This is a genomic window from Larkinella terrae, from assembly GCF_009668025.1.
Lineage (GTDB): Bacteria > Bacteroidota > Bacteroidia > Cytophagales > Spirosomataceae > Larkinella > Larkinella terrae.
Window position 1 is genome coordinate 488,362 of the sequence record NZ_WJXZ01000014.1, and the last position, 22,614, is coordinate 510,975.

15 protein-coding genes are annotated in these 22,614 nt (G+C 52.5%); 5 read left to right on the forward strand and 10 right to left on the reverse strand.

Annotated elements, in window-relative coordinates; all coding sequences use genetic code 11:
* Positions 1–89: 89 nt before the first annotated feature.
* Positions 90–2,984: a M16 family metallopeptidase gene (locus GJJ30_RS23910; RefSeq protein ID WP_154177712.1), complete on the reverse strand. Its 2,895-nt coding sequence runs from the start codon at positions 2,982–2,984 to the stop codon at positions 90–92.
* A 308-nt stretch (positions 2,985–3,292) separates the two neighbouring features.
* On the opposite strand from GJJ30_RS23910, the gene rhaT reads away from it, so the two are divergent.
* Together rhaT and GJJ30_RS23920 are read left to right on the forward strand one after the other, a co-directional pair.
* Entirely contained in the window at positions 3,293–4,330 is a 1,038-nt protein-coding gene (rhaT, locus tag GJJ30_RS23915; protein WP_154177713.1) for an L-rhamnose/proton symporter RhaT, read from the forward strand.
* Positions 4,331–4,337: 7 nt separating this feature from the next.
* Positions 4,338–5,582, forward strand: coding sequence for an alkaline phosphatase family protein (locus GJJ30_RS23920; protein ID WP_154177714.1), 1,245 nt, complete (start codon positions 4,338–4,340; stop codon positions 5,580–5,582).
* Positions 5,583–5,666: 84 nt separating this feature from the next.
* On the opposite strand, the gene GJJ30_RS23925 is transcribed toward GJJ30_RS23920, so the two are convergent.
* Positions 5,667–7,385 (reverse strand): GMC oxidoreductase, encoded by a 1,719-nt coding sequence (locus GJJ30_RS23925; protein WP_154177715.1) that lies wholly within the window; start codon positions 7,383–7,385, stop codon positions 5,667–5,669.
* A 12-nt stretch (positions 7,386–7,397) separates the two neighbouring features.
* Entirely contained in the window at positions 7,398–7,919 is a 522-nt protein-coding gene (locus GJJ30_RS23930; protein ID WP_154177716.1) for a gluconate 2-dehydrogenase subunit 3 family protein, read from the reverse strand.
* 389 nt (positions 7,920–8,308) lie between these two features.
* Between GJJ30_RS23930 and GJJ30_RS23935 the strand changes: the two genes are divergently transcribed.
* The 3 genes from GJJ30_RS23935 to GJJ30_RS23945 all read left to right on the forward strand — a co-directional run bounded on the left by GJJ30_RS23935 (position 8,309) and on the right by GJJ30_RS23945 (position 11,442).
* The gene (locus GJJ30_RS23935; protein ID WP_154177717.1) at positions 8,309–8,680 is read left to right on the forward strand and encodes a DMT family protein; all 372 of its coding nucleotides are present in this window, start codon (positions 8,309–8,311) and stop codon (positions 8,678–8,680) included.
* Positions 8,674–9,906, forward strand: coding sequence for an MFS transporter (locus GJJ30_RS23940; RefSeq protein ID WP_154177718.1), 1,233 nt, complete (start codon positions 8,674–8,676; stop codon positions 9,904–9,906). The genes GJJ30_RS23935 and GJJ30_RS23940 overlap by 7 nt, the downstream gene beginning before the upstream one ends.
* A gap of 177 nt (positions 9,907–10,083) precedes the next feature.
* Positions 10,084–11,442, forward strand: coding sequence for a sensor histidine kinase (locus tag GJJ30_RS23945; protein ID WP_154177719.1), 1,359 nt, complete (start codon positions 10,084–10,086; stop codon positions 11,440–11,442).
* 1 nt (position 11,443) lies between these two features.
* Here GJJ30_RS23945 and GJJ30_RS23950 read toward each other — a convergent pair whose 3' ends face one another.
* The 7 genes from GJJ30_RS23950 to GJJ30_RS23980 form a co-directional block, all read right to left on the reverse strand.
* Entirely contained in the window at positions 11,444–13,618 is a 2,175-nt protein-coding gene (locus tag GJJ30_RS23950; protein ID WP_154178710.1) for an FN3 associated domain-containing protein, read from the reverse strand.
* Between the two features lie 21 nt (positions 13,619–13,639).
* On the reverse strand, positions 13,640–15,094 hold the full coding sequence (locus GJJ30_RS23955; RefSeq protein WP_154177720.1) for a DUF1501 domain-containing protein: 1,455 nt from the start codon (positions 15,092–15,094) through the stop codon (positions 13,640–13,642).
* A gap of 98 nt (positions 15,095–15,192) precedes the next feature.
* On the reverse strand, positions 15,193–17,517 hold the full coding sequence (locus tag GJJ30_RS23960; protein ID WP_154177721.1) for a PSD1 and planctomycete cytochrome C domain-containing protein: 2,325 nt from the start codon (positions 17,515–17,517) through the stop codon (positions 15,193–15,195).
* A gap of 143 nt (positions 17,518–17,660) precedes the next feature.
* Positions 17,661–18,614 (reverse strand): sugar ABC transporter substrate-binding protein, encoded by a 954-nt coding sequence (locus GJJ30_RS23965; RefSeq protein ID WP_154177722.1) that lies wholly within the window; start codon positions 18,612–18,614, stop codon positions 17,661–17,663.
* Between the two features lie 24 nt (positions 18,615–18,638).
* Positions 18,639–19,556, reverse strand: coding sequence for an ABC transporter permease (locus GJJ30_RS23970; protein ID WP_438821612.1), 918 nt, complete (start codon positions 19,554–19,556; stop codon positions 18,639–18,641).
* Positions 19,557–19,643: 87 nt separating this feature from the next.
* Complete coding sequence (locus GJJ30_RS23975; RefSeq protein ID WP_154177724.1) at positions 19,644–21,134, reverse strand: sugar ABC transporter ATP-binding protein; 1,491 nt, start codon at positions 21,132–21,134, stop codon at positions 19,644–19,646.
* A gap of 198 nt (positions 21,135–21,332) precedes the next feature.
* Positions 21,333–22,496, reverse strand: coding sequence for a Gfo/Idh/MocA family protein (locus GJJ30_RS23980; protein ID WP_154177725.1), 1,164 nt, complete (start codon positions 22,494–22,496; stop codon positions 21,333–21,335).
* Positions 22,497–22,614: the final 118 nt, after the last annotated feature.

A 22,614-nucleotide genomic window follows, 5' to 3' on the forward strand; every position in this document is an offset into this window, starting at 1 on the left:
CCGGGAGGACGGAGCAGCGACCTATTTAAACGCCAAAAACCGCTTCCGGGAGCGGTTTTTGGCGTTTGGAACAAAACGGTTTTTTAAAACTATTCTTTCGGTTTGGTGGAGGAGGCACCACCCAAAGCCGCCGGGGTTGAAGTGCCTTCCGCCACGGCCGGATTGCCGTCTTTATCAAGTTCAACGACTTCGTAGCCAAGTTTTTGCAGACCCGGTTTGACGGCGGTTTTGTTACCCACTACCGTGATGATCAGGTTGTTAACCGGCAACCGTTTCTTGGCGATGGCGTCGATCTCCTTCTTCGTCATGTTTTTCAGAATCTGGCTCTGTTGTTCCACGAAATCGCCCGGCAGATCATACTCAACAATCTGGTTGAGAAAGTTGGCCTTCTGGAACGAGGTTTCGTAGCGCAATGCATCCCGCTGGCCGACCGAACTTTTCAGGAATGCCAGCTCGGCTTCCGTAATTCCGGTTTTACCGTAATTCGTGATTTCCTTCACAAATTCGACCACCGAACTATCCGTTGCCGCTGCTTTGACACCTGCCTGGGCCGTAAACGGTCCCGGTGCTTTGGTGCTGCTGAAGGTCGAGCGGGCGCCGTAGGTCCAGCCTTTGTCCTCACGCAGGTTCATGTTGATGCGGCTGTTGAACGCACCGCCCAGAATATAATTGGCGAGTCCGGCGCGGTAGTAGTCACCCGTCGCATCGAACGGAATGTCGGTCAGGTAACCGATCCGGATTTCTGACTGGGGCGCTTTGTCCTTGTCGATCAGATAAATACGGGTTTTGTCAACTTTCTTCGCGACAACCGGTTTGGGCAGGTCGACCGGTTTGGCGGGCCAGGTTTTCAGAAAACCGAGTTTCGGTAGAATAGCGGTTTTGTCGACATCACCCACCACGACAAGGCTCGTAACGGAGGGCGAGAAGTTCTGCTGGTAAAATGCCTTCACGTCGTCGAGCGTAATGTTGGCGACGGTTTTCGTCGTTCCGCTGGTCGGCACGGCGCGGATGTCGTCGCCGTACAGCAATTTGTTGTATGCCTTGTTGGCAATCACCACCGGTTGCGTGCTCTGGTTGGCAATCAGTTCAATCTGCTGTTTTTTCAAACGCTCGAAATCTTCCGAAGCAAACCGGGGCCGGAATAATTTTTCTTCTACCAGAGCCAGCGTCGCGTCCAGATTTTTAGTCAGCGACGAAACCGACACCTGAATATTTTCGGTGCTGGCGTAAATCTGGATACTGCTGCCCAGTTTTTCGAGTTTCGCGTTGATCTCCTCGTTGCTGAAATTCTGCGTCGCTTCGTTCATCAAGGCCGCCGTGAGCTGAGCAATTCCGGCTTTCGACGGGTCTTTGGCCGATAGCGTGTGGCCACCTTTCACCGAAAACAGGAGAGCTACTTCGGGAACTTCGTCGTTTTTCGTACCGATCACTTTCAGGCCATTCGGCATTTTATCCGTCCAGAACGGCGGCACTTTTATGGCCGGATTCGCGCCGGAGGCCGGTTTTTTGCTGCGATCGAACGAATCTTTGGCCTTCACGTATTTCAAGCCGTCGTAGCCGTAATCCGGCGCTTTGTAGCCGTCGGTCACAATGATGTAGTTGTCAGGATGCGCCACGATTTCCTTCTGATCTTTCGGATAAACCGTCAGAATGACGCCACTTTTGCCTTTGATGTACTGGTTATACACCCGCATGATATCCGCCTTCGTAACGTCCTGGTAGCGTTTTATTTCCTTCGGCAGGTAATTGGGCGTTCCGACAAACGTCTGAAAAGAAGCCAGTTGGGAAACTTTGCCGGACACACTCGACAGGTAACTGATGATGTCGGCTTCGCGGGTGGCTTTGAATTGGATCAAATCGTCGTCGGTCACCCCGCGTTTTTCAAACTCCGCCAGTGTGTTGCGAACGATCGCTTCGGTGCTGTCCAGCCGCATTTGCGGGAAGGGCAGGACCGTAAAGGTAAACTGGCCCGCCAGTTCCTGCGCCGGGTGATCGACGCTGGCCTGAACGGCTTTTTCGGTTTTGACCAGATTCTTGTAAAACAACGAGCTTTTGCCGCCCCCCAGAATCTGGGCCAGGGCGTCGAGTGGCGCTTCGTCGGGGTGGAATCGCGGAACGGTGGGGTACACCATTCGCAACATCGGAAACCGGACGTTGTCTTCGTACGAGACGTAGCGGTCTTTGTCGAGCACGGCGGGCGGAACAATTGTTTTTGTCACCACCGGACCTTTCGGAATGCTGCCGAAATATTTCTCCGCCAGTTGCACCACCTGCTTCGGGCTTACATCTCCCCCGACGGTCAAAACCGCATTGTTGGGGCCGTACCACCGCAGGAAAAAATTCTTCAGGTCATTGACATTCACCCGGTTCAGGTCTTCGATGTAGCCAATGGTGAGCCAGGAATAGGGGTGTCCGTACGGAAGCAGATTTTTGGCAACGTACTCGCCGACCAACCCGTACGGGCGATTGTCGTAGTTCTGCCCCCGTTCGTTTTTCACCGTCGCGCGTTGAATTTCAAATTTTTTCTGGGTAACGGCATCCAGCAGAAAGCCCATCCGGTCGGCTTCGAGCCAGAGTGCGCGCTCCAACTGGTTGCTGGGTAGGGTTTCGAAGTAGTTGGTGCGGTCGGCGTTGGTCGTGCCGTTCAGCGTTCCTCCGGCTTCGGTCACGATCTTGAAGTGTTCATCGTCGGCGACATGGTCGGAACCCTGGAACATCATGTGTTCGAAGAAGTGCGCAAAACCGGATTTGCCGATTTCTTCCCGCCCCGACCCCACGTGGTAGGTTACATCGACGTGAACAATCGGATCGGAATGGTCTTCGTGAACAATCAGCGTCAGGCCGTTGGGCAGGACGTATTTCTGATACGGAATGATTAGTTCGCCCTCTTTCCGGGTAACGGTTTCGACAAGTTTGGCTTGAGAGAAAGCAAGGTGGGAGAAGAGCAGGCTTAAGAACCCGACGTAGTAACTTACTTTTTTCATTGTATCGGTTAGGCTGATGAAACTAACTATACAAAGAAACTAGAATAGTAGCAGGATTAAAAGATGGCAAACAAAATAAGCCCATTAGAAATCTAGTGGGCTTATCCTACTAACCTATGATGAAATAGTATTCTACGCTGCAAAAGTAGTACCTTATAGTGAACTAACTATACCGTGCTGTCATGCTTTATAAAAATAGTTGAGTATTTTTTCGTTAGACCGGGCCGTATTTTCGCTTTGGTCATTCAGGAGAGGGCAGGAAGGTCATTCTCGGGAAACTACACAGATTTGTTGAAAAATCACTATACATGGCTGTCATTTGGGGAGTTGTCTTGCATGCGCTCGGAGGATTCGCTTCCGGCAGTTTCTATTTACCCTATAAAAAAGTAGAGGGCTGGGCCTGGGAAAGTTACTGGCTCGTGGGCGGTTTATTCTCCTGGGTGGTGGCTCCGCTCTTTTTCGGCCTGCTTACCGTCCCGAATCTGTTCGAGGTGCTGGCGGCCGCGCCAACTGAAACCAAATGGTGGGCTTATTTCTGGGGTGTTCTCTGGGGATTCGGCGGTTTGACGTTCGGACTGACCATGCGGTATCTGGGTTTATCGCTCGGCATGGCCGTGGTGTTGGGACTCTGTGCGGTTTTCGGAACCGTGGTGCCGCCCATCTGGCTGGGGCAATTCGGGACGCTGATGAGCACGCTTTCGGGTCAGATCATCATTCTGGGCCTGGCGGTTTGTGTCTTGGGCATTTCCATCAGCGGAATTGCCGGAATGATGAAGGAAAAGTCGATGACGGAGGACCAGAAAAAGGCAACCATTGCCGAATTTGACCTCAAAAAAGGTATTCTGGTAGCGGTTTTTTCCGGCATCATGAGCGCCTGTTTTTCGTTCGGATTAACGGCCGGACAACCCATTTCCGAACTGGCCGTCAAGAACGGCGCCGATCCGCTTTACATGAACAACGCCCCGCTGGTGTTCATTCTGCTCGGCGGTTTAACCACCAACGCCATCTGGTGTATCTATTTGAATATCAGGAATAAAACGTACACCGATTACGGCAACGTCACCGCGCCCGCCATCAAAAATATCATTTTCTGCGCAATTGCCGGGGTGACCTGGTACCTGCAATTCTTCTTCTACGGCATGGGCGACAGCAAAATGGGCGAATACCGGTTTTCGGGCTGGACGCTCCACATGGCGTTCATCATCGCCTTCAGCAGCTTCTGGGGCCTCTACCTGCACGAATGGCGGGGTGCCAACCGACAAACCATGCGGACGATTACGATCGGCATTGCCACCGTCGTTTTTTCAACCGTCGTGGTTGGTATTGGGAATTACCTGGCGGAATAAAAACCGTATGAACAGCTGTATCTGGTGCTTTCTGCTCATTGCTGCCGGTTTTTTCGGGACTCATCCAGGTTCTGCCCAATCGGATAAACGCAAGGCGTTGTTTGTGATTGTCGACGGCATTCCGGCGGATGTGATCGAGAAGCTGGCGAAACCGAATCTGGATGCCATCGCGAAAGAAGGCGGTTACGTCCGGGCGCATGTGGGTGGTCAGAAAGGGACTTATTCGCAAACACCAACCGTTTCGGCGGTGGGCTATAACAGTTTGCTGACGGGCACCTGGGTGAACAAACACAACGTCTGGGACAACGATATTAAAGACCCGAATTACCACTACTGGACCCTTTTCCGGTTTCTCGAAACGCAGTATCCGCAAAAGAAAACCGCCATTTTTTCGACCTGGCTGGATAACCGGACCAAGCTGGTGGGGGAGGGGCTTCCGGCTACCGGCCAGCTGCGACTCGACTACTCGTTCGACGGTTTTGAACTCGATACGCTCCATTTTCCGCACGACAGGGAGAGGGAGCACATCCACAAAATTGACGAAAAAGTCGTCGACGAAGCCGCTGCGTACATTCAGCAGGAAAGCCCGGATCTTTCGTGGGTGTATCTGGAATATACCGACGACATGGGCCATAAATACGGTGACAGCGAGCAGTTTTACCGCGCCATCCGGATGATGGATGGCCAGATGGGGCGGTTATGGAAAGCCGTTCAGTACCGGCAGAAAACATTTGGCGAAGACTGGCAAGTGTTCATTACTACCGACCACGGCCGCAGTGCCGACACCGGCAAGGATCACGGCGGACAGTCGGACCGCGAGCGGAATACGTGGATGGTGACGAATGCGAAAAACCTGAATCCGTATTTCAAACAGGCCACACCGGGCATTGTCGATATCATGCCGACGCTCGCCCGACACCTGAACGTCACGATTCCGAAAGAACAGGCTTTTGAAATCGACGGTATTCCGCTCACCGGAAAACTGTCGATTACCCATCCGACGGCGAAGAAAGAAGCCAATAGAATTGCGCTAAGCTGGAAAGCCGCTGACGCCGAAGGAACCGTCAAAGTCTGGCTCTCGACCACCAATCACTTCGAAACTGGCCAGCGTGACCACTATTGGCTCATGGACGAATTGCCCGTGAAAGCCGAAAAAGCCGTCATCGACGTGTCAAAATTACCGACCGGTTTTTACAAAATCGTGTTGCAGGCCCGCTATAACAGCCTGAACCGCTGGATTGTGGAGAAATAAAGTACCCCTAAATCCCCTAAAGGGGACTTGGACGCGAAACAGTTAGCTGCGTAAATTCCCCTTTAGGGGATTTAGGGGTAAAACTTACAAATTCTTCTTTTTCAGTTCATTAACCGCATGATTGGCCGCCCGCGCCGTGATGGCCATGAAGGTCAGCGACGGGTTTTGGGTGGACGTGGACGTCATGCAGGCGCCGTCGGTGACGAAGACGTTTTTGCAGTTGTGAAACTGGTTCCACTTGTTCAGCAGCGACGTTTTCGGGTCTTTGCCCATCCGAACGCCCCCCATTTCGTGGATGTCCAGCCCCGGCGCTTTGTCGGGTTTGTCGTGCGTCTGGATGTTCGTAAAACCGGCCAGCGTCAGCATTTCGGTCATCTGGGTATGAAAATCCTGAATCATTTTTTCGTCGTTGTCGTCGTAACCCACCGACACCCGCAGCAGCGGAATGCCCCAGTCGTCGGTCTGGGTCGAGTCCAGCGAAACCGTACTTTCCAGCTTGGGAATGGTTTCGCCCATCATGTGTGAACCGACGCGCCAGTTGCCGTACTTCCGGTTGAAAAGACTCGCCTTTAATTCTTCGCCAATTCCTGCCGTATCGGCCCCGTTGACCCGACTGCCGCTGAAACCGGCGGCATATCCGCGCAGAAAATCCGTTTCCTGCTTGAAAACGTTGCGGAACCGCGGAATGTAGCTGCCGTTCGGACGAATTCCCTCGGTGGTTTTATCGAGCAATCCTTCGTACTCGGCCGAGATCGTTGTCCGGAAATTATGAAAAGCCATGTATTTGCCCAGCAAGCCGTTGTCATTGCCCAATCCGTTCGGAAACCGGTTTGATTTGGAATTGAGCAGAATCAGGTTGGAGTTCAGACAGGCGGCATTGACGAAAATGATTTTGGCGTAATACTCGGTCGCCTGTTTCGTGTGCGCATCGATCACCCGGACGCCCGAGGCTTTGTTTTTCTTCTCGTCAAAGAGAATCGAGTGCACAACCGAATCGGGTCGCAGCGTCATTTTGCCGGTTTTAGCCGCCCAAGGAAGCGTCGATGAATTGCTGCTGAAATAACCGCCGAACGGACAACCGCGCTGGCACAGGTTCCGGTTCTGGCACTGCCCGCGTCCCTGTTTGAGGTGAATTTCCTTGGGCTGCGTGAGGTGCGCGCATCGACCAATGATGATCGGTCGGGCGCCTTTGTAGTGCGTCGCCATCTGGTCGGAAAAGTGCTTCTCAACGCACGATTGCTCGTGGGGAGGGAGAAATTCACCGTCTGGCAATTGGGCCAAACCGTCCTTGTTTCCCGCCACGCCGATGAACTTCTCGACGTGGCTGTACCAGGGCGCAATATCGCCGTAACCAATGGGCCATTCGACGGCAAAACCGTCGCGGGCCGGGCCGTCAAAATCGTACTGTGACCAGCGCTGCGTACCCCGCGCCCACATCAATGATTTTCCGCCAACCTGATAGCCCCGAATCCAGTCGAACGGTTTATCCTGAATGTACGGATGTTCGGCATCTTTGACAAAAAAATGGGCTGCGTCTTCGTTGAACGCGTAACACCGGCTGGCAATCGGATTGGCGTCTTTCAGGGCCTTCGGAATCTGTCCCAGGTGATCGAATTCCCAGGGATTCATCAGGGTGGTAGGGTAATCGGTAACGTGTTTGACGTCGCGGCCGCGTTCCAGCACGAGCGTGCGTAAGCCCTTGTCGCAAAGTTCTTTAGCTGCCCAGCCGCCACTAATACCCGAGCCGATGACAATGGCGTCGAAAGTGCGGTCTTTAACCGAATCAATATTGAAGTATGACATGAGTAGGAGAAATCAGTTGGTAACAACGTTGACGCAGCCGTGGTAAAAACCGGGTGCCATCACGTATTTCTGAACGTTGACGAGGTAATATTCCGAGTTGGTGTAACCCCGGATGGTCAGGTCTTTGACCAGATTGGCAAATTGCTGCGTGGCCGGTTCGGCGGATGCTCCCATCTGGCGCAGCAGGTCGGTGCGCTGGAGGGTATCGCAGGCCAGGAACGGTTTGGTGTAGGCTTGCTGGGCGAGTTCGTCGGTTTTGGCCAGTCCCGATTTCAGCAAATCCTGCGCCGACTGGTCGTAGCAATCGTTGACCATGCGCAGAATAAACTGGTGTACTTTCAGGGATTTGGCACCGGGCGTAGTGGTTTCGGGAATGAAGGTTTCGACGAGTTCGGCCAGCATTTCTTGCTCCGCCACCGATCCATACGATGCGTTGCCAACGGTTTCGGGCGTCCAGCCAGCGGCCCAGGAGGGGAGCGCGGCCAGGCTTCCGGCGGTCACCAAAAGGCTCTTTAGTGCGTTACGGCGTTTCATTTTTTGAAGGTTAGTTAGCACTAAATTACGGAACACTTTTCGTTAATCCGCGCCGACGGCTCTTTCTTCGTGAAAAAAGAGCCTTTTCGTATTCGTCCGGTATTTTTCTGCCCGCTTTACACTCGAATGAAGATCGGGGCCAACCGGCTGAGCTTAAGATAAATTAATCGGATCTTCAGCTGGCCTTCAGGTAGCGCGGTTAACTTTGATTTGAATTTAGCCTGGTTAACGAAAGGGAAGCGCAGGCAAGTCATTGTCCGTTCTTTCTCCTGAAAGAAACATTATTCAGTCTTCGATGTTGAGCATCAGGGTCAGGCTTTTCCGATTTATCGTTGAATCGGCTAACCGGGCCTGTTTTCAATTCTTACCAACCTTAGTAACTCACAGTAATGAAATCCCTGTACTGCATCGGTTTGTTGACCGTTTCGAACGTTTTTATGACACTGGCCTGGTATGGCCATCTGCAACTCAAACAATACCCACTCTTTGCCAAACTTTCCCTTTTTGGTATTATTCTATTAAGCTGGGGGCTGGCTTTTTTCGAGTATGTTTTTCAGGTACCCGCCAACCGCATCGGTTCCGAGGAAATGGGCGGCCCTTTTTCGCTTTTTGAGCTTAAAACCATCCAGGAAGCCGTTTCGCTGACAGTTTTTACCCTGATCACCGTTTATTTTTTCAAAACCGATAAGCTGGCCTGGAATCACATCGTCGGGTTTGCATTCATGGTTATTGCGGTTTTTTTCATCTTCAAAAAATGGTAAAAGTCGATACGCACCAGACCGGTAATACCAGTCTGAGGGCGCTGGATGCCGCCAATTTTCTACTGGCGGATATCCGCGATGGTATGGGGCCTTACCTGGCGATTTACCTGCTCTCGACCCTGCACTGGAATGCACAGAACATTGGCATCGCTATGTCGGTCATGGGGATTGCTACGGTTATTGCCCAAACACCCGCCGGTGCGCTGGTGGACCGCACCCGCCGGAAACGCCTGTTTTCGATTCTGGCTTCGCTGCTGATTGCACTGGCCGCTTTGCTCACCATCCTGTGGCCCCGCTACGGGGTCATTATGGGCGGCCAGGTCATCATGGGGGTGGCGGCAGCCTGGTTTGCACCGGCGGTGGCGGCTCTCACCCTTGGTCTGGTGGGGCCCCGGGGGTTTGATGGACGAGTAGGCCGCAATGAAACCTTCAACCATGCCGGCAACGTTTTCGCGGCCTTGCTGGCGGGTTTAATCGGGTATTACCTGAAAACGGAAGGTATTTTCGTTCTGCTGGCCGTCATGTCGCTCCTGAGTAGTATTTCCATCTGGCGGATTCGGGAAGCCGATATCGATCATGAACGGGCTCGGGGATGCGGCCCGACTGATAAACAGGCGAAGCCGGGGGAAAAAAACGCCGGTATTTGGGCGATCCTGAAAAACCGCTCCATTCTTTTTTTTGCGCTGGCCTGCGTCCTTTTTCATTTTGCCAATGCTGCGATGTTACCTCTGCTGGGGCAGCGGCTGGCCAAAGGCATTAACGCCGGAGCGTCGTCGGCCTATATGTCGGCCTGCATTATTGTGGCACAACTCGTGATGATTCCCATCAGCCACCTGACCGGTCGGCTCGCTCCCAAAGGACGCAAACGGTTGCTGCTCATAGCCTTTGCGGTTTTACCTATCCGGGGTTTCCTCTATACCCTGACCAACGACCCGGTTTTGCTGATTGCTATTCAGATCCTGGACGGGGTTGGTGCCGGTATTTTCGGCGTTCTGGCCATTCTGATTGTCGCGGACCTCACGGCCGGAAGCGGTCTTTTTAACACCACCCAGGGGGCCATTGCAACGGCGGTGGGATTGGGTGCTTCGCTCAGCAATGCGTTTGCAGGCGCTGTTCTCCAGCGGACCAGCTACAACACGGCTTTTCTAACCTTGGCCGCTATTGCCATCGTTGCGCTGGGTGTACTTTGGTTTTTTGTGCCGGAAACCAGCCCGGAAGCCAGGTAGTGTTTTCAGGCAAAGCGACAGGTAAAACCCGGTTTTCGTAATTTTCCCCAGCGACCGACTCAAACGATGCGTTGCCACAGGCTTCCGGCAGTAACCTGCAGGCGCATTAATGCGTCCGGCCTTTAAACAGAAATGTGTACCTTCGTCGTGGCCGGGTAAGGTCCCTATTGTTTTTGTATGGCTGGTGACGCAGTTTTGTTTCTCTATGTTGGTTCGGTTGGAGCCATTTTCCTGTTGAATGCGTTCCAGTGGAGTTTTTCCCGCGACTGGATTTACGGGCTGTTTACCTTGCAGACGTTCATCTGGTTTGCCTATTCACTGCTCCAGCGGTTGTTTCTCTCCAACGAGACCCTGACAACGGCTGACTACATGACAATCCATTCGGCGGTGCATAGCCTGGCGCAACTTGCGTACCTGGAACTGGTTTACCGGCTGTTTAATGTCGAAAACCGCCATCCCGGCTTGCGACGATGGTTTCGCTGGAGCCAGTTGATTGCCCTGATTTACCCGCTGACGGATGTTGCCTTCTTACTGTACACCAACAAAGCCTGGCAAACTACTTCGGTCAGTTTCGTTATTTCGACTTTGTACTGGATGCTGCTGGTGGGAAACTGCCTGCTGGGCATCTGGGTGGCCGCCCGGCGTCGGAATGCGGTCGGCTGGTTTTTTATGGCGGGGAGTTTTCTTCTGTTGTTGCACGAAACCAACTCGCTGGGCAATTACATCGGACCTTTCTACCCGACTCCAACCACCGAATCGGGCATCAACCTGGCGAAACAGATTCTGGGTGGTGGATTGATCATCGAACTGATGTGTTTTTCGCTGGCGCTCGTTCTGCGCCAACGCCAGATTGCCGTGGCGCAGGCGGTGGAGCAAACGCAACTGGAAGCCAAACTGGTGCAGGAGCGGCTGGAAGCCGAACTGGTGCAGGAACGACTGGAAAAGGAGAAAACCGATGTGCAGCTTCGGGCGATGCAGGCGCAGGTCAATCCGCATTTTCTGTTTAACAGCCTCAATTCGCTGTCGTCGCTGATCGACGACGATCCGCAGCGGGCGAGCCGGTTTGTCGATCAACTGAGCGTCGTTTACCGGTATTTACTGCGGGCCAACGAACAACCCCTGACGACGCTGGCAAACGAACTCGACTTTATCCAGTCGTATTTCCACCTGCTGAAAACCCGCCACGGCGACGGCCTGGCCGTTACTATTCAGGTAAATGCCGACGATCTGACGCAATTGCTGCCCCCTTTGACTCTCCAGTTGCTGGTCGAAAATGCCGTCAAACACAATGTCATCTCCACTCGCCGACCGCTGTCGATTGAAATTCTGAGCGACGGCACCGGGCAACTCACCGTGCGCAACAACCTGCAACGCAAAACCACCCGCATTTTTTCCAACGGTGTGGGCCTTTCAACCATTACGGCGCGCTACCAGAAACTCCGCCAACCCGCCCCGGTCGTCTCCGAAGAAAAAGGCCAGTTTGCAATTACTCTGCCGCTGATTGCCGCTTCAACGGATCTGGCGGAGGTAGGGTGAATCAATTGATAAACATCTCATCCACCAGCACCAAACCCGGTTTGCCTTTGCCACCGTGCCATTCGGGAAGCGTACACGGTTTGGCCACGATTTTCAGGTAGGCTACGGTTTGCGGTTTGAAGGTGCAGGTCACGTTTTTCAGGGAGTGTTCTTCCCCTTTGACGGGCATCGGCGGTTTTGTCGTCGCGAGCAGTTTTAACTGGTCGCGGCTGTCGCCCCCCCAGATTTCGACCGAGCCCGGCGGGAAAATGCCGGTGGCTTCTTCCACCATGATGCGCAGGGCCACGGACGACACGTTCACCGGTTTTTTGAATTCGGCCATCAGCACCATGTCGTTGTTGCGAACCCCCGTCCAGTTGTTGGCCCAGGCCGGGCTGTTGGCGTTGAAGGTGCCGAGTTTGTGGTCAAAAAGTGATTTGGCTCCTTCGGCCTGGTGAACGCGGTTCAGTGGCAGTAACAGGTTGACACTGTCGGGCGTGTAGGCACATTTGTAAAAATTAAAGGTTGCCAGACTGCTTCCATACCAGCCATCTTTGTAGGCTTTGGCCTTAATGGTGGTCATATCGGTCAGGACGGTTTTATTATCGAAAACCGGTGAATGAACGCTGTCGGGTTCCGTGCCGTCGGTGGTGTACCGAATCTGTACGCCTTTGATCGGGTGGCGCAGCAGCAGCGGCATCGATTGCGCAAAGACCACGGAAGGGTTTTTAACTTCCGGCGGATTCAGCGTGAGCGGATTTTTGCCGTCGTCTTTAAAACCGGCAATAAACGTGATGTTCTTGTGCGCTTTTTGCAACTGCTGAATTTCAGCACCGGTTAACCTGGTTTCCCACAAGGACATGGTTCTCAGACTCTTAAAATCATTGAGCTGCTTCTGCAAATCGGCGTAAGTCACTTTTGTACCCGATAAGGTCAGGCTTTTCAATTGCTTCAAAGCCGCCAGTTCTTTCAGGTCTTTGCCGGTAATATCCGTAAAATTCAAATCCAGTTTTTGCAGGTTTTCAAACTGGCCGATCGTTTTCAGATCCGCATCTTTGACCGGTAATTTGTTGAGGTTCAGCGATACAACCTGCTTTTTGATCTCGCTCAATTCCTGCAATTTGTCAACGGAATACGTGCTTTGGTTGTAAAGATTCACCGCCAGCGCCGGAGAATCTTTGGCCAGCGGGGCAATCGTGCGGTAATCGTTGTTAAGCTTCTGAACGGTTTCTTCATCGGCCGCTGCGAAATCAAATTCCTCTTCAACGTGGTCGGCGGGTTTAAACAGGGAAGCCGCGATGCGCCGTAAGGAATCGGAAGGAGGGAGGTCGAGAACCTTTTTGTTGAAGTCGGGACGGCTTTTCGCCCAGAGCGTCAGGATCGTAATTTCATCCGTCGTCAGCTGTGTTTTGCCCGTCGGCGGCATATGTTTTTTGTCTTCCAGCGGCAGGTGAATACGCTCGAACATCAAACCGGGATTTGCACTGTCAGCGCGGAATAACTTGCCGGATTTGCCGCCTTTCAAAATGGCTTCCACATCCGCCAGATTCAGTTGCCCCTTCAGTTTTTCGGGATTGTGGCAACTGACGCACTTCTGTTCAAAAATCGGTTTGATGACGTCATTAAACACCAGTGCCTGATCGATCGCAACCGGTTCGACTTTCCCCTGTTTGATAATTGGCCCGGTAATGAAGTTGTCGCCGTGCGTGATCACCGCCCCATAATGGCCCGCAACAATCAGGAATAAAACCGCCAAAACCGCCCCGGACCGGGCCACCGGCGCTTTGTACCATTGTTGGTTCCGGCTCCAGTAAATCAGGCAGGAAAGGTAGAAAAGCCCGATACCGGTCCATTTGTGCCACTGCAAAACGTCGCCGGAATACCCATCTTCCTTCGACAAAAACAGGCCCATCACGACCGTTATAGCAGCCGATAACGTCCCCACCAGCAGCAGGTTGGCGAGAAAACCGCGGTAAAAGGCATTGGCGGCATACGAAGGATTGAACCGGAAAAGCTCCATCGCCATCGCCAGCAACAGAATGACAATCGGGAAATGGAGGATGAGCGGGTGCATTCGTCCGAGGGGTTGCACCCAGGTCGGCACCACAATTTTACTCTCAAAAACCAGCAGAAATAGAATAAAAATGGCGAAAGCAAACAACGCCTGCTCGGCCAGACTCTCGACCTTTTTAGTCATCACAAAATCAATCCAGTGGGTTTAGGCAATCAGGTCATTCACTACTTTCCCGGACACGTCCGTCAGTCGATACCGGCGTCCGAGGTGTTTGAAAATCAGTTTTTCGTGGTTCAGGCCCATCTGGTGCAAAATCGTCGCCTGAAAATCGTGGACGTGCACCGGATTTTGCGCGATGTTGTAGCCCAGCTCGTCGGTTTCGCCGTACACGATGCCCGGTTTGATGCCGCCACCGGCCATCCAGATCGTGAAGCAGCGGGGGTGGTGATCACGCCCGTAATTGTCGGCGGTCAGTTTGCCCTGCGTGTAGCTGGTCCGGCCAAATTCACCGCCCCAAATGACGAGCGTTTCGTCCAGCAAACCGCGTTGTTTCAGGTCGGTCACCAAAGCCGCAGACGCCTGGTCGACATCTTTCGCCTGTTTGGCAATCTCGAACGGCAAATTCCCGTGCTGATCCCAGCCCTGGTGGTAGAGTTGCACAAAACGAACGCCATTTTCTGATAATTTCCTCGCCAGCAGGCAGTTCGCGGCAAAGGTTCCCGGCACCAGGCATTCCGGGCCGTAGAGTTTAATGATGTCGTCCGATTCTTTCGACAGGTCCATCACCTCCGGAACGGCGGTTTGCATCCGGTACGCCATCTCGTATTGCTTCACTTTGGCCGTAATTTCCGGGTCACCAAATTCCTGATACGCCATGTCGTTCAGTTGCGCCAGGTTGTCGAGCATATCCCGACGGGCGTGGCGGTCCATGCCTTCCGGATCGCGGAGGTACAAAACCGGGTCTTCGCCCTTGCTGAACTGCACGCCCTGGTGAATGGAATCCAGAAAACCGTTCGACCACAATTTGGAATACACGCCCTGCCCGTTCCCAATCCCGCGCGACAGCAAAACCGTGAAATTGGGCAGGTTTTTGTTTTCATTTCCGAGCCCGTAACTCAGCCACGAACCCATGCTCGGGCGGTTTCCCTGCTGCGAGCCGGTTTGCAGAAACGTCAGGGCCGGATCGTGGTTGATGGCTTCGGTGTACATCGATTTCACGATGCAGAGGTCATCCACAATTTTGGCGGTGTAGGGAAACAGATCGCTGACCCACGCCCGCGACTGGCCGTACTGCTGGAAATTGACGAACGACCCCACCAGCGGAAACGACGCCTGGTTGGCGGTCATCCCGGTTAGCCGCTGCGTACCGCGCACGGAGGGCGGAATTTCCTGCCCCATCATGGCCCGCAATTTGGGTTTATAATCGAACAACTCCTGCTGCGAAGGAGCGCCATTCTGGAACAGATAGATCACGCGTTTGGCCTTGGGCGCAAAGTGCGGAATACCGGGCGGTAAGCTATCATCATCGGCGCTGTTGCCACCAAACAGATCCGGGATCATCAGCGATCCTAAAGCCGCACTACCCAGTCCTAAACTCAGCCGGGACAAAAAGCGACGCCGGTTAAAATTAAAGCCGTGTTCTAAGATTTCCTTTTCCATTTTATGTATCCACGGACTGGTAGTCCGTGTTTTTTGCCTTACTTTTCTTTGCGTTAATTTCGAAGATTGAACCCACGGACTGCCAGTCCGTGGTACTTCTATGTCTTCGTGATCGTTTCTTCCAGGTTATAAATCGTCGAAACGACCCGCATCATGGCGGCCAGTTTCATACGATCAATCTGCGCCGGAATCGGATATTCGCCCACCGCCAACGCCTTTTCGGCCACCGGTTTTTTAATTTCCTTCAGCTCTTTTTCGTAATACGCCGTCAGCATCTCGACTTCCTTTTCGCGCGGCTTTCGGCCCACAATCAACCGGAATGCTTTAGTAATCTTATCCTTAGCCTCGGTTTTTTCCTGCAGCAGATTGGCCGCCAGAACGCGCGACGCTTCCAGAACCGTCGGGTCGTTCATCATCACCAGCGCCTGCAAAGGCGTATTGGTTTTCAGACGTTTAACCTCGCACAAATCCCGGTTGCTGGCGTCGAAAATGGCCATCGACGGCGGAGGAACCGTGCGTTTGATGAGCGTGTACATCCCGCGTCGGTAGAGCTTGGCACCGTGATCCTGCACGTAGGTGGAGAGCAGACCCCGGCCCGAGGTCGCGCCTTCCCACAACCCCGGCGGCTGGTACGGTTTGACGCTGGGTCCGCCGATGGTCCGGTTCAGCAAACCGCTGCTCGACAGCACCAGGTCTTTCACAAATTCGGCCGGGATGCGGTAGCGGGGGCCTCGTGCCAGGTAAACATTATCCGGATCGACCTTCAGTTTCTCCGGTGTAATGACGGCCGACTGGCGATACGTCGCCGACGTAACCATCTGTTTCACCAGCCGTTTGATGTCCCAGTTGTGGCTCATGAAATCGACGGCCAGCCAATCCAGCAGTTCCGGGTTAGTGGGCAAATCGCCCTGCATCCCGAAATCACCGGAGGTTTTCACGATGCCTTTCCCGAAAAATTCCTGCCACAACAGGTTGACGTAAACCCGGGCCGTCAGCGGATTCTTCTTGTCGAAAAGCCACTGCGCCAGCCCCAACCGGTTTTTGGGGTAATTGGCGTTGAAAGGCAGAATGGAACTGGGCGTTCCGGCTTGCACTTCATCGCCCGGCGCATCGTACACACCCCGCTTCAGAATGTAGGTTTTACGGGACGTATCCGGCTCGAGGTCACCCATCACCGATACGATCAGGCGGTTCGTGTCCGGTTTATTGACAAACGTTAAAATGTTTTTCACCTCCGCATCGCTGATTTCCATGAGCGGTTTTTTAGCGTAGGTTTCCGGTCCGCCAATCACCGATTCAATCCCGACTTCTTTCACGTTATTGAAAAAAGCAAAGAGCTGATAATACTCTTTTTGCGAAAATGGATCGTATTTATGATCGTGGCAATGCGCGCATTCCATCGTAACGCCCAGAAGCCCTTTTCCAAATAAATCTGTGCGGTCGGTGACGTAACTAATCCGGTATTCTTCGGGAATAACACCGCCTTCTTCCGTGATTTTATGATTTCGGTTAAAACCGGTCGCCAGCAATTGCTCCTTGGTTGAATTCGGCAGTAAATCACCGGCTAATTGCCAGGTTACGAAATCATTGTAGTGCATGTTTTTGTTGAACGCGTGGATTACCCAATCGCGCCAGGGCCACTGCGTCCGGTAGCCATCATCCTGATAGCCATGCGAATCGGCGTAGCGGGCAAGGTCCAGCCAGTGCAGCGCCATCTTCTCGCCGTACGCGGGATTTTTCAATAACTGATCGACGGCTTTTTCGTACGCATTCGCACTATTGTCGGCCATAAACTGATCCATCAGCTGCAACGAAGGCGGCAAACCGGTCAAATCCAGGCTTAACCGCTTCAATAACCGCTCTTTATCCGCTTCTTCGTTGGGCGATAACCCTTTCTGTTCCTGTTTATGCAGAACGAAATAATCGATCTCATTTTTGGGCCATTCTTTCTGGTCAACTTCCGGAAGTGCCGGTTTTTTAGGCGCAACAAAAGCCCAGTGTTTTTCGTATTTAGCGCCCTGTTTAATCCACTTCTCAATCAATTTAATTTGATGAGCCGTCAGCTTTAGATTGGACGAGGGCGGAGGCATTAACAGCGAAGTGTCCTGCGTACTAATCCGCAGATAAGCTTCTGACAATTCCGGTTTTCCGGCCACCAGCGCGTGGGCCGTGGGGTTTTCCTGCAAGGCTTTAAACGCATTTTCCGCAATGTCAAGCCGCAATCCGGCTTCCCGTTTATTGGCATCCGGGCCGTGGCAGGCCAGGCATTTATCCGACAAAATGGGCCGAATGTCGAAGTTGTAGCTGACCACATCCGGCAATTTTTCTTCCTCACCCCGATTGCTTGAACCGGTGTTACAGGCTTGAAAGGTGCCGGTAATGCCCACAAAAACACAGATCAAATAAAAGGACCACTTAAGCATACGAAAAGAATCTTGATTCAACAGATCGTAGAAATTTAGGAAATTCTAAAAGAGGATGTGGAGCGTTACTGTGCGCCGAAAAGGTGTGACAATTTCATCAAATAACGAATCGGAACCCGATATGATTCATCATGATAGTGATATTATTTCATAAATTTAGCCAAATTATCCTTCGTAACCAACTGAAATGGAATTAAGGTTTCTTTATCGAAGGCTTCTCCTTTGGCAATTTTGACGGCGGTTTCGATGGATTTAGCACCCTGCTGCTCAGCATTCTGGAAAACCGTTGCGTCGAGCGTGCCCTTCTGAACGGCCTGCAAAGCATCCGGAATGGCGTCGATACTGACCACAATCACTTTGGATTTCAGGCCCGCGTCGGTCAACGCCTTAACGGCGCCCATGCCCATTTCGTCGTTCTGGGCAAAAACCGCATTGATGTCGGCGCCGTACGACTGAATCCAGTTTTCCATCAGCGCCATGCCTTTGGCGCGGTCCCATTCGCCGGTCTGGTGCGCGAGCAGTTTCAGGTTCGGATATTGCTTCAGTACTTCCCGCGCGCCCTGTTCGCGCTTGATCTGGGCGGCTTGTCCCATGTAACCGTGCATCATCACCACGTTGCCTTTTCCACCCAGTTTTTCGGCGATGAATTTCATCGCAATCCGGCCCGATTCCACATCATCGGAACCAATAAATGCCGTGGGTTTGGCGGTGGTTTCGGAGTTTACATTAACAATCGGGATTTTTGCCGCCAAAGCTTTCGTAACGGCCGGTGAACTGGCTTCTACCTCGCAGGGATTCATGATAATCACATCGACTTTCTGCGCAATAAAGCTCTCCACCTGTTCGATTTGCTTCAAGGCCGAACGCTCGGCATCGACGGTGATTAATTCGACGCCCAGTTCGTTGGCTTTCTTCTCAATTTCATCGCTGACATTGACAATAAATTCGTTCTGCATGCTGAGCATCGTGACGCCAACTGTCAGTTTTTTGCCTCCGCTTTCGCCACTTTTTTCGCTCGAAGTGGACTGGTTACAACCGCTTACGAAAAGGGACAAAAAGAAAATTGCACTGAAGTAACTGAAATAAATACGTTTCATTTTTGAGATTAAAGGAATATAGAATCAACTCTTATTTTGATTTAAACTGTCCAAAACAACGGCCCCGATGATGATAATTCCCATCACTACCTGTTGGTAATACGAAGTGACGTTCATTAAATCCAGACCATTACTGATGACGCCGATGAGCAGCGCACCGATGAGCGTTCCGGTCATGGTTCCGGTGCCGCCCGTCGTGCTGGTGCCGCCGATAATGGCAGCGGCAATTGCGTCCAGCTCAAAACCAACTCCGGCGTTGGGCTGACCGGTTGTAATTCTGGACGTTAGCAGAATTCCGGCCAGCGCGGCCAACCCTCCGCAAAGCGTGTAAACCACCATTTTGACCTTATTCAGCTGAATGCCGGAGGCTTTGGCGGCAGGTTCATTGCCGCCCACCGCGTACATATACCGGCCCAATACGGTTTTTTTAAGGACGACCGAGCAAATAATAAAAAACACAATCAGGATAATAATGGGCGTTGGAATGCCCGCTAATTGCCCTCCACCAATGAAATTAAATGAATCGGATAAATTGGAAATGGGACGCCCTTTGCTCAGAATTAAAGCCAGACCGCGGCCAATGGTCATCGTTCCCAGCGTAACAATAAACGGCGGAACCTTGCTTTTTGTAATGACTAAACCGTTAAATGCACCGAGTAATAAACCGGCGGCTAAACCTGTGAGAATCGGGACAATAACGGGATAGGAATCCGGGTGGGCGAACATGGCGGCTACTACGCTCGTAACGGCAACCGTAGATCCGATGGAAAGGTCGATGCCGCCCGTAAGAATGACAAATGTAACCCCGAAAGCCAGCAGCGCATTGATCGACACCTGCGTGACGACGATCAGTAAATTTGAAACCGTCAGAAACTTGGGCGTGACGACCGAAAGAACGACGCAAACCAGGATGAATGCGATAAAAATACCGTACCTGCCCATGCCTTTGATGCGGGTTTTATACGGTTTTTCGGTCGGGTTACGGTCGGTTTTTAAATGGTTTTCCATCGGGGTTAGTCAACGAAATAATCAATGCACCGCATAACGCATAATTGTTTCCTGCGTGGCTTCTGCTCTGGTTAGTAAGGCGGTTTGTTTTCCCTGCGACAGCACCAGGATCCGGTCGCTCATGCCCAGAATTTCGGGCAATTCGGACGAAATCATGATGACGGCAATGCCGTCGGAAACCAGCCGGTTTATTAATTTATAAATTTCAAATTTGGCTCCTATATCAATTCCCCGCGTAGGTTCATCGAGAATCACGAGATCCGGCGACGCCAGCAGCACTTTCCCGATCACCACTTTCTGCTGGTTTCCCCCGCTCAGAAACATCACTTTCTGATCCGCACCGGCGGTTTTGATGCGCAGGTCCGCAATCATTTTGGCCGCCGTGGCTGCCTCGCTTTTGTCCTGAATGAACAGCCCGCGGGCATGGTTCGGCAGGCTCGACAGGGTGATGTTGTGCTTCACCGACATGCCGGGAATAAACCCCAGACCCTTCCGATCCTCGCTAACATAACCAATTCCCTGACGAATCGCATCCTGTGGAGTCTTGATAATAAGTTGTTTTCCTTTCAGGTAAATTTCACCGCTGTCAACGGCGTCAAGTCCAAAAATGGCCCGGGCGATTTCTGTACGGCCCGCCCCCATCAGACCGGCAATGCCCAGCACTTCACCGGCGTACACTTCAAAATTGATACCGGAGAATTTCCCCGCCCGACTTAAATTCTTAACTGACAGAACCTCAGCGCCTTTGTGGCTGGTCGAATCCGGGAACAGGCTGTCAATTTCCCGGCCAACCATCAACTGAATCAGCGTATTGATCGTCAGATCGGCGGCCGGTCTGGTGTCGATGTATTTGCCATCCCGCAAAACCGTAATGGTGTCGGAGATTTCAAATATTTCGTCCATTTTGTGGGAAATGTAAATGATCGCGACGCCTTTTTTTTTCAGATCCCGGATGATACTGAATAGCGTTGCGACTTCTTTGTCGGACAGCGCGGAGGTCGGCTCATCCATGATAATGACCCGGGCGTCGTTGGAAAGGGCTTTGGCAATTTCCACCATCTGCATTTCGGCTACGCTCAGGTACTTCATTTTGGCCGTCGGCGAAATGTTGACGCCCATTTGTTCCAGTAAAACCGCAGCCTGCTGATTCAGCTTTTTTTCATCGATCCAGCCGAATAAACCGCCCTGGGTTTCCCGACCCAGAAAAATGTTCTGCGCCACCGTCAGCTCCGGAACGATCAGGATTTCCTGGTGAATCATGGAAATGCCTTTCTTCAGCATTTCGCTGACGTGGCTGGCTTTTAATTCACTTCCTTCAAAGAAAATTTCTCCCGCGTCGGGTGAATGAAGACCGATCAGAATCTTCATGAACGTGGATTTCCCGGCGCCGTTTTCACCCATGAGCGCGTGGACTTCGCCTTTCCGCAGGTTTAAACGGACCTGATCAAGTGCTTTTACGCCCGAAAACGATTTAGTTAATCCGTGAACGGTCAGAATGTAATCCGGATTCATTATTGGGGAAAACACAATGGATTTGGAGAATTATCAGCCCACGGTTTGAACCGTGGGGACAAAGAATAAATATTGGCTAAATCAAAACCGTTTTAACGGTTTCCGAACCCCGGAAACCGTTAAAACGGTTTTGATAAAATGAAATACGATTCTGGCCCTGAACCCACGGTCAAACCGTGGGCTGGTAATTACCTAAAACTATTTCTCCGTCCATTCAACGCCGGTGTCTTTCCAGCTTCTCGATTTGGCCGATTCGATGACGGCTTCGCATACTTTCTGGGTTTCCAGCGCATCCTTGAACGTGGGCGAGCAGGGCTCACCGGTTTCGAGGCTTTTCAGGAAATCGGCCACCTGATGCACAAAACCGTGTTCGTAACCGATGCCCAGACCCGGCACCCACCATTTGTCCATGTAGGGTTGGTCGCCATCCGTGACGTGAATGGAGCGCCAGCCGCGAACGATGGATTCATCCTTGTGGTCGAAGTATTCCAGACGGTTCAGGTCGTGCAGATCCCAGCGAATCGACGCGTGTTCGCCGTTGATTTCCAGCGTATAGAGGGCTTTGTGGCCGCGGGCGTAGCGGGTTGATTCAAACAATCCCAGCGACCCGTTTTCAAAATGGCAGTGGAAAATACAAGCGTCGTCGATACCGACGGGCTGCACTTTTCCGGTCAGGGCGTGCATCCGCTCTTTCACGAAGGTTTCCGTCACTGCCGACACATCCGTAATGCCGCCGTTGATCCACATGGCGGTGTCGATACAGTGCGCCAGCAGGTCACCCGTTACGCCCGAACCAGCCGCTTCAAGGTCCATCCGCCAGGTACCGGTACCGCCCTGCGGAACATCGGCGTTGATGGTCCAATCCTGCAGGAAGTTGGCGCGGTAGTGAAAAATCCGGCCCAGTTTGCCGGAAGCAACGATTTGCTTTGCCAGCGAAACCGCCGGGAGACGGCGGTAGTTGTACCAAACCGTGTTGGCAACTCCGGCGTTGTTGACCGCTTCCACCATTTTCTCGCCTTCGGCCAGGTTGCGGGAGAGCGGTTTTTCGCAAAGAATCATTTTTCCGGCAGCCGCAGCCGCAATGGCGATTTCGGCGTGCGTGTCGTTGGGGGTACAGATATCAACGGCGTCGATGTCGTCCCGGGCCACGAGGGCTTTCCAGTCGGTTTCGATGGATTCGTAACCCCACTGGTCGGCAAAAGCCTGCACTTTCTCGGCGTTGCGCGAACAAACCGCCTTCAAAACCGGTGTGTATTCCAGTTCAGGGAAAAAATTAGGTACGCGATTATAACCATTGGAGTGCGTCCGGCCCATAAAACCGGTCCCGATCAATCCAATTCGGATTTCTTTTTTAGCTGCCATTTTTTCAGTTTATGGTTTAAGGTTTATAGTTTACGGATTACGGTATTTGGTTTACGGTTTATGGTTTTCGGTTTACGGTAGCTGACGCATGCGATCTATTGGCGCGTTAACCACTGTA

Coding starts and splice junctions, on each gene's coding strand:
- GJJ30_RS23930 (WP_154177716.1), bottom strand. CDS start 7,919: ATGAAACGCCGTAACGCACTAAAGAGCCTTTTGGTGACCGCCGGAAGC.
- GJJ30_RS23940 (WP_154177718.1), top strand. CDS start 8,674: ATGGTAAAAGTCGATACGCACCAGACCGGTAATACCAGTCTGAGGGCG.
- GJJ30_RS23945 (WP_154177719.1), top strand. CDS start 10,084: ATGGCTGGTGACGCAGTTTTGTTTCTCTATGTTGGTTCGGTTGGAGCC.
- GJJ30_RS23970 (WP_438821612.1), bottom strand. CDS start 19,556: ATGGGCAGGTACGGTATTTTTATCGCATTCATCCTGGTTTGCGTCGTT.
- GJJ30_RS23950 (WP_154178710.1), bottom strand. CDS start 13,618: ATGACTAAAAAGGTCGAGAGTCTGGCCGAGCAGGCGTTGTTTGCTTTC.
- GJJ30_RS23980 (WP_154177725.1), bottom strand. CDS start 22,496: ATGGCAGCTAAAAAAGAAATCCGAATTGGATTGATCGGGACCGGTTTT.
- GJJ30_RS23955 (WP_154177720.1), bottom strand. CDS start 15,094: ATGGAAAAGGAAATCTTAGAACACGGCTTTAATTTTAACCGGCGTCGC.
- GJJ30_RS23965 (WP_154177722.1), bottom strand. CDS start 18,614: ATGAAACGTATTTATTTCAGTTACTTCAGTGCAATTTTCTTTTTGTCC.
- GJJ30_RS23960 (WP_154177721.1), bottom strand. CDS start 17,517: ATGCTTAAGTGGTCCTTTTATTTGATCTGTGTTTTTGTGGGCATTACC.
- rhaT (WP_154177713.1), top strand. CDS start 3,293: ATGGCTGTCATTTGGGGAGTTGTCTTGCATGCGCTCGGAGGATTCGCT.
- GJJ30_RS23925 (WP_154177715.1), bottom strand. CDS start 7,385: ATGTCATACTTCAATATTGATTCGGTTAAAGACCGCACTTTCGACGCC.
- GJJ30_RS23920 (WP_154177714.1), top strand. CDS start 4,338: ATGAACAGCTGTATCTGGTGCTTTCTGCTCATTGCTGCCGGTTTTTTC.
- GJJ30_RS23935 (WP_154177717.1), top strand. CDS start 8,309: ATGAAATCCCTGTACTGCATCGGTTTGTTGACCGTTTCGAACGTTTTT.
- GJJ30_RS23975 (WP_154177724.1), bottom strand. CDS start 21,134: ATGAATCCGGATTACATTCTGACCGTTCACGGATTAACTAAATCGTTT.
- GJJ30_RS23910 (WP_154177712.1), bottom strand. CDS start 2,984: ATGAAAAAAGTAAGTTACTACGTCGGGTTCTTAAGCCTGCTCTTCTCC.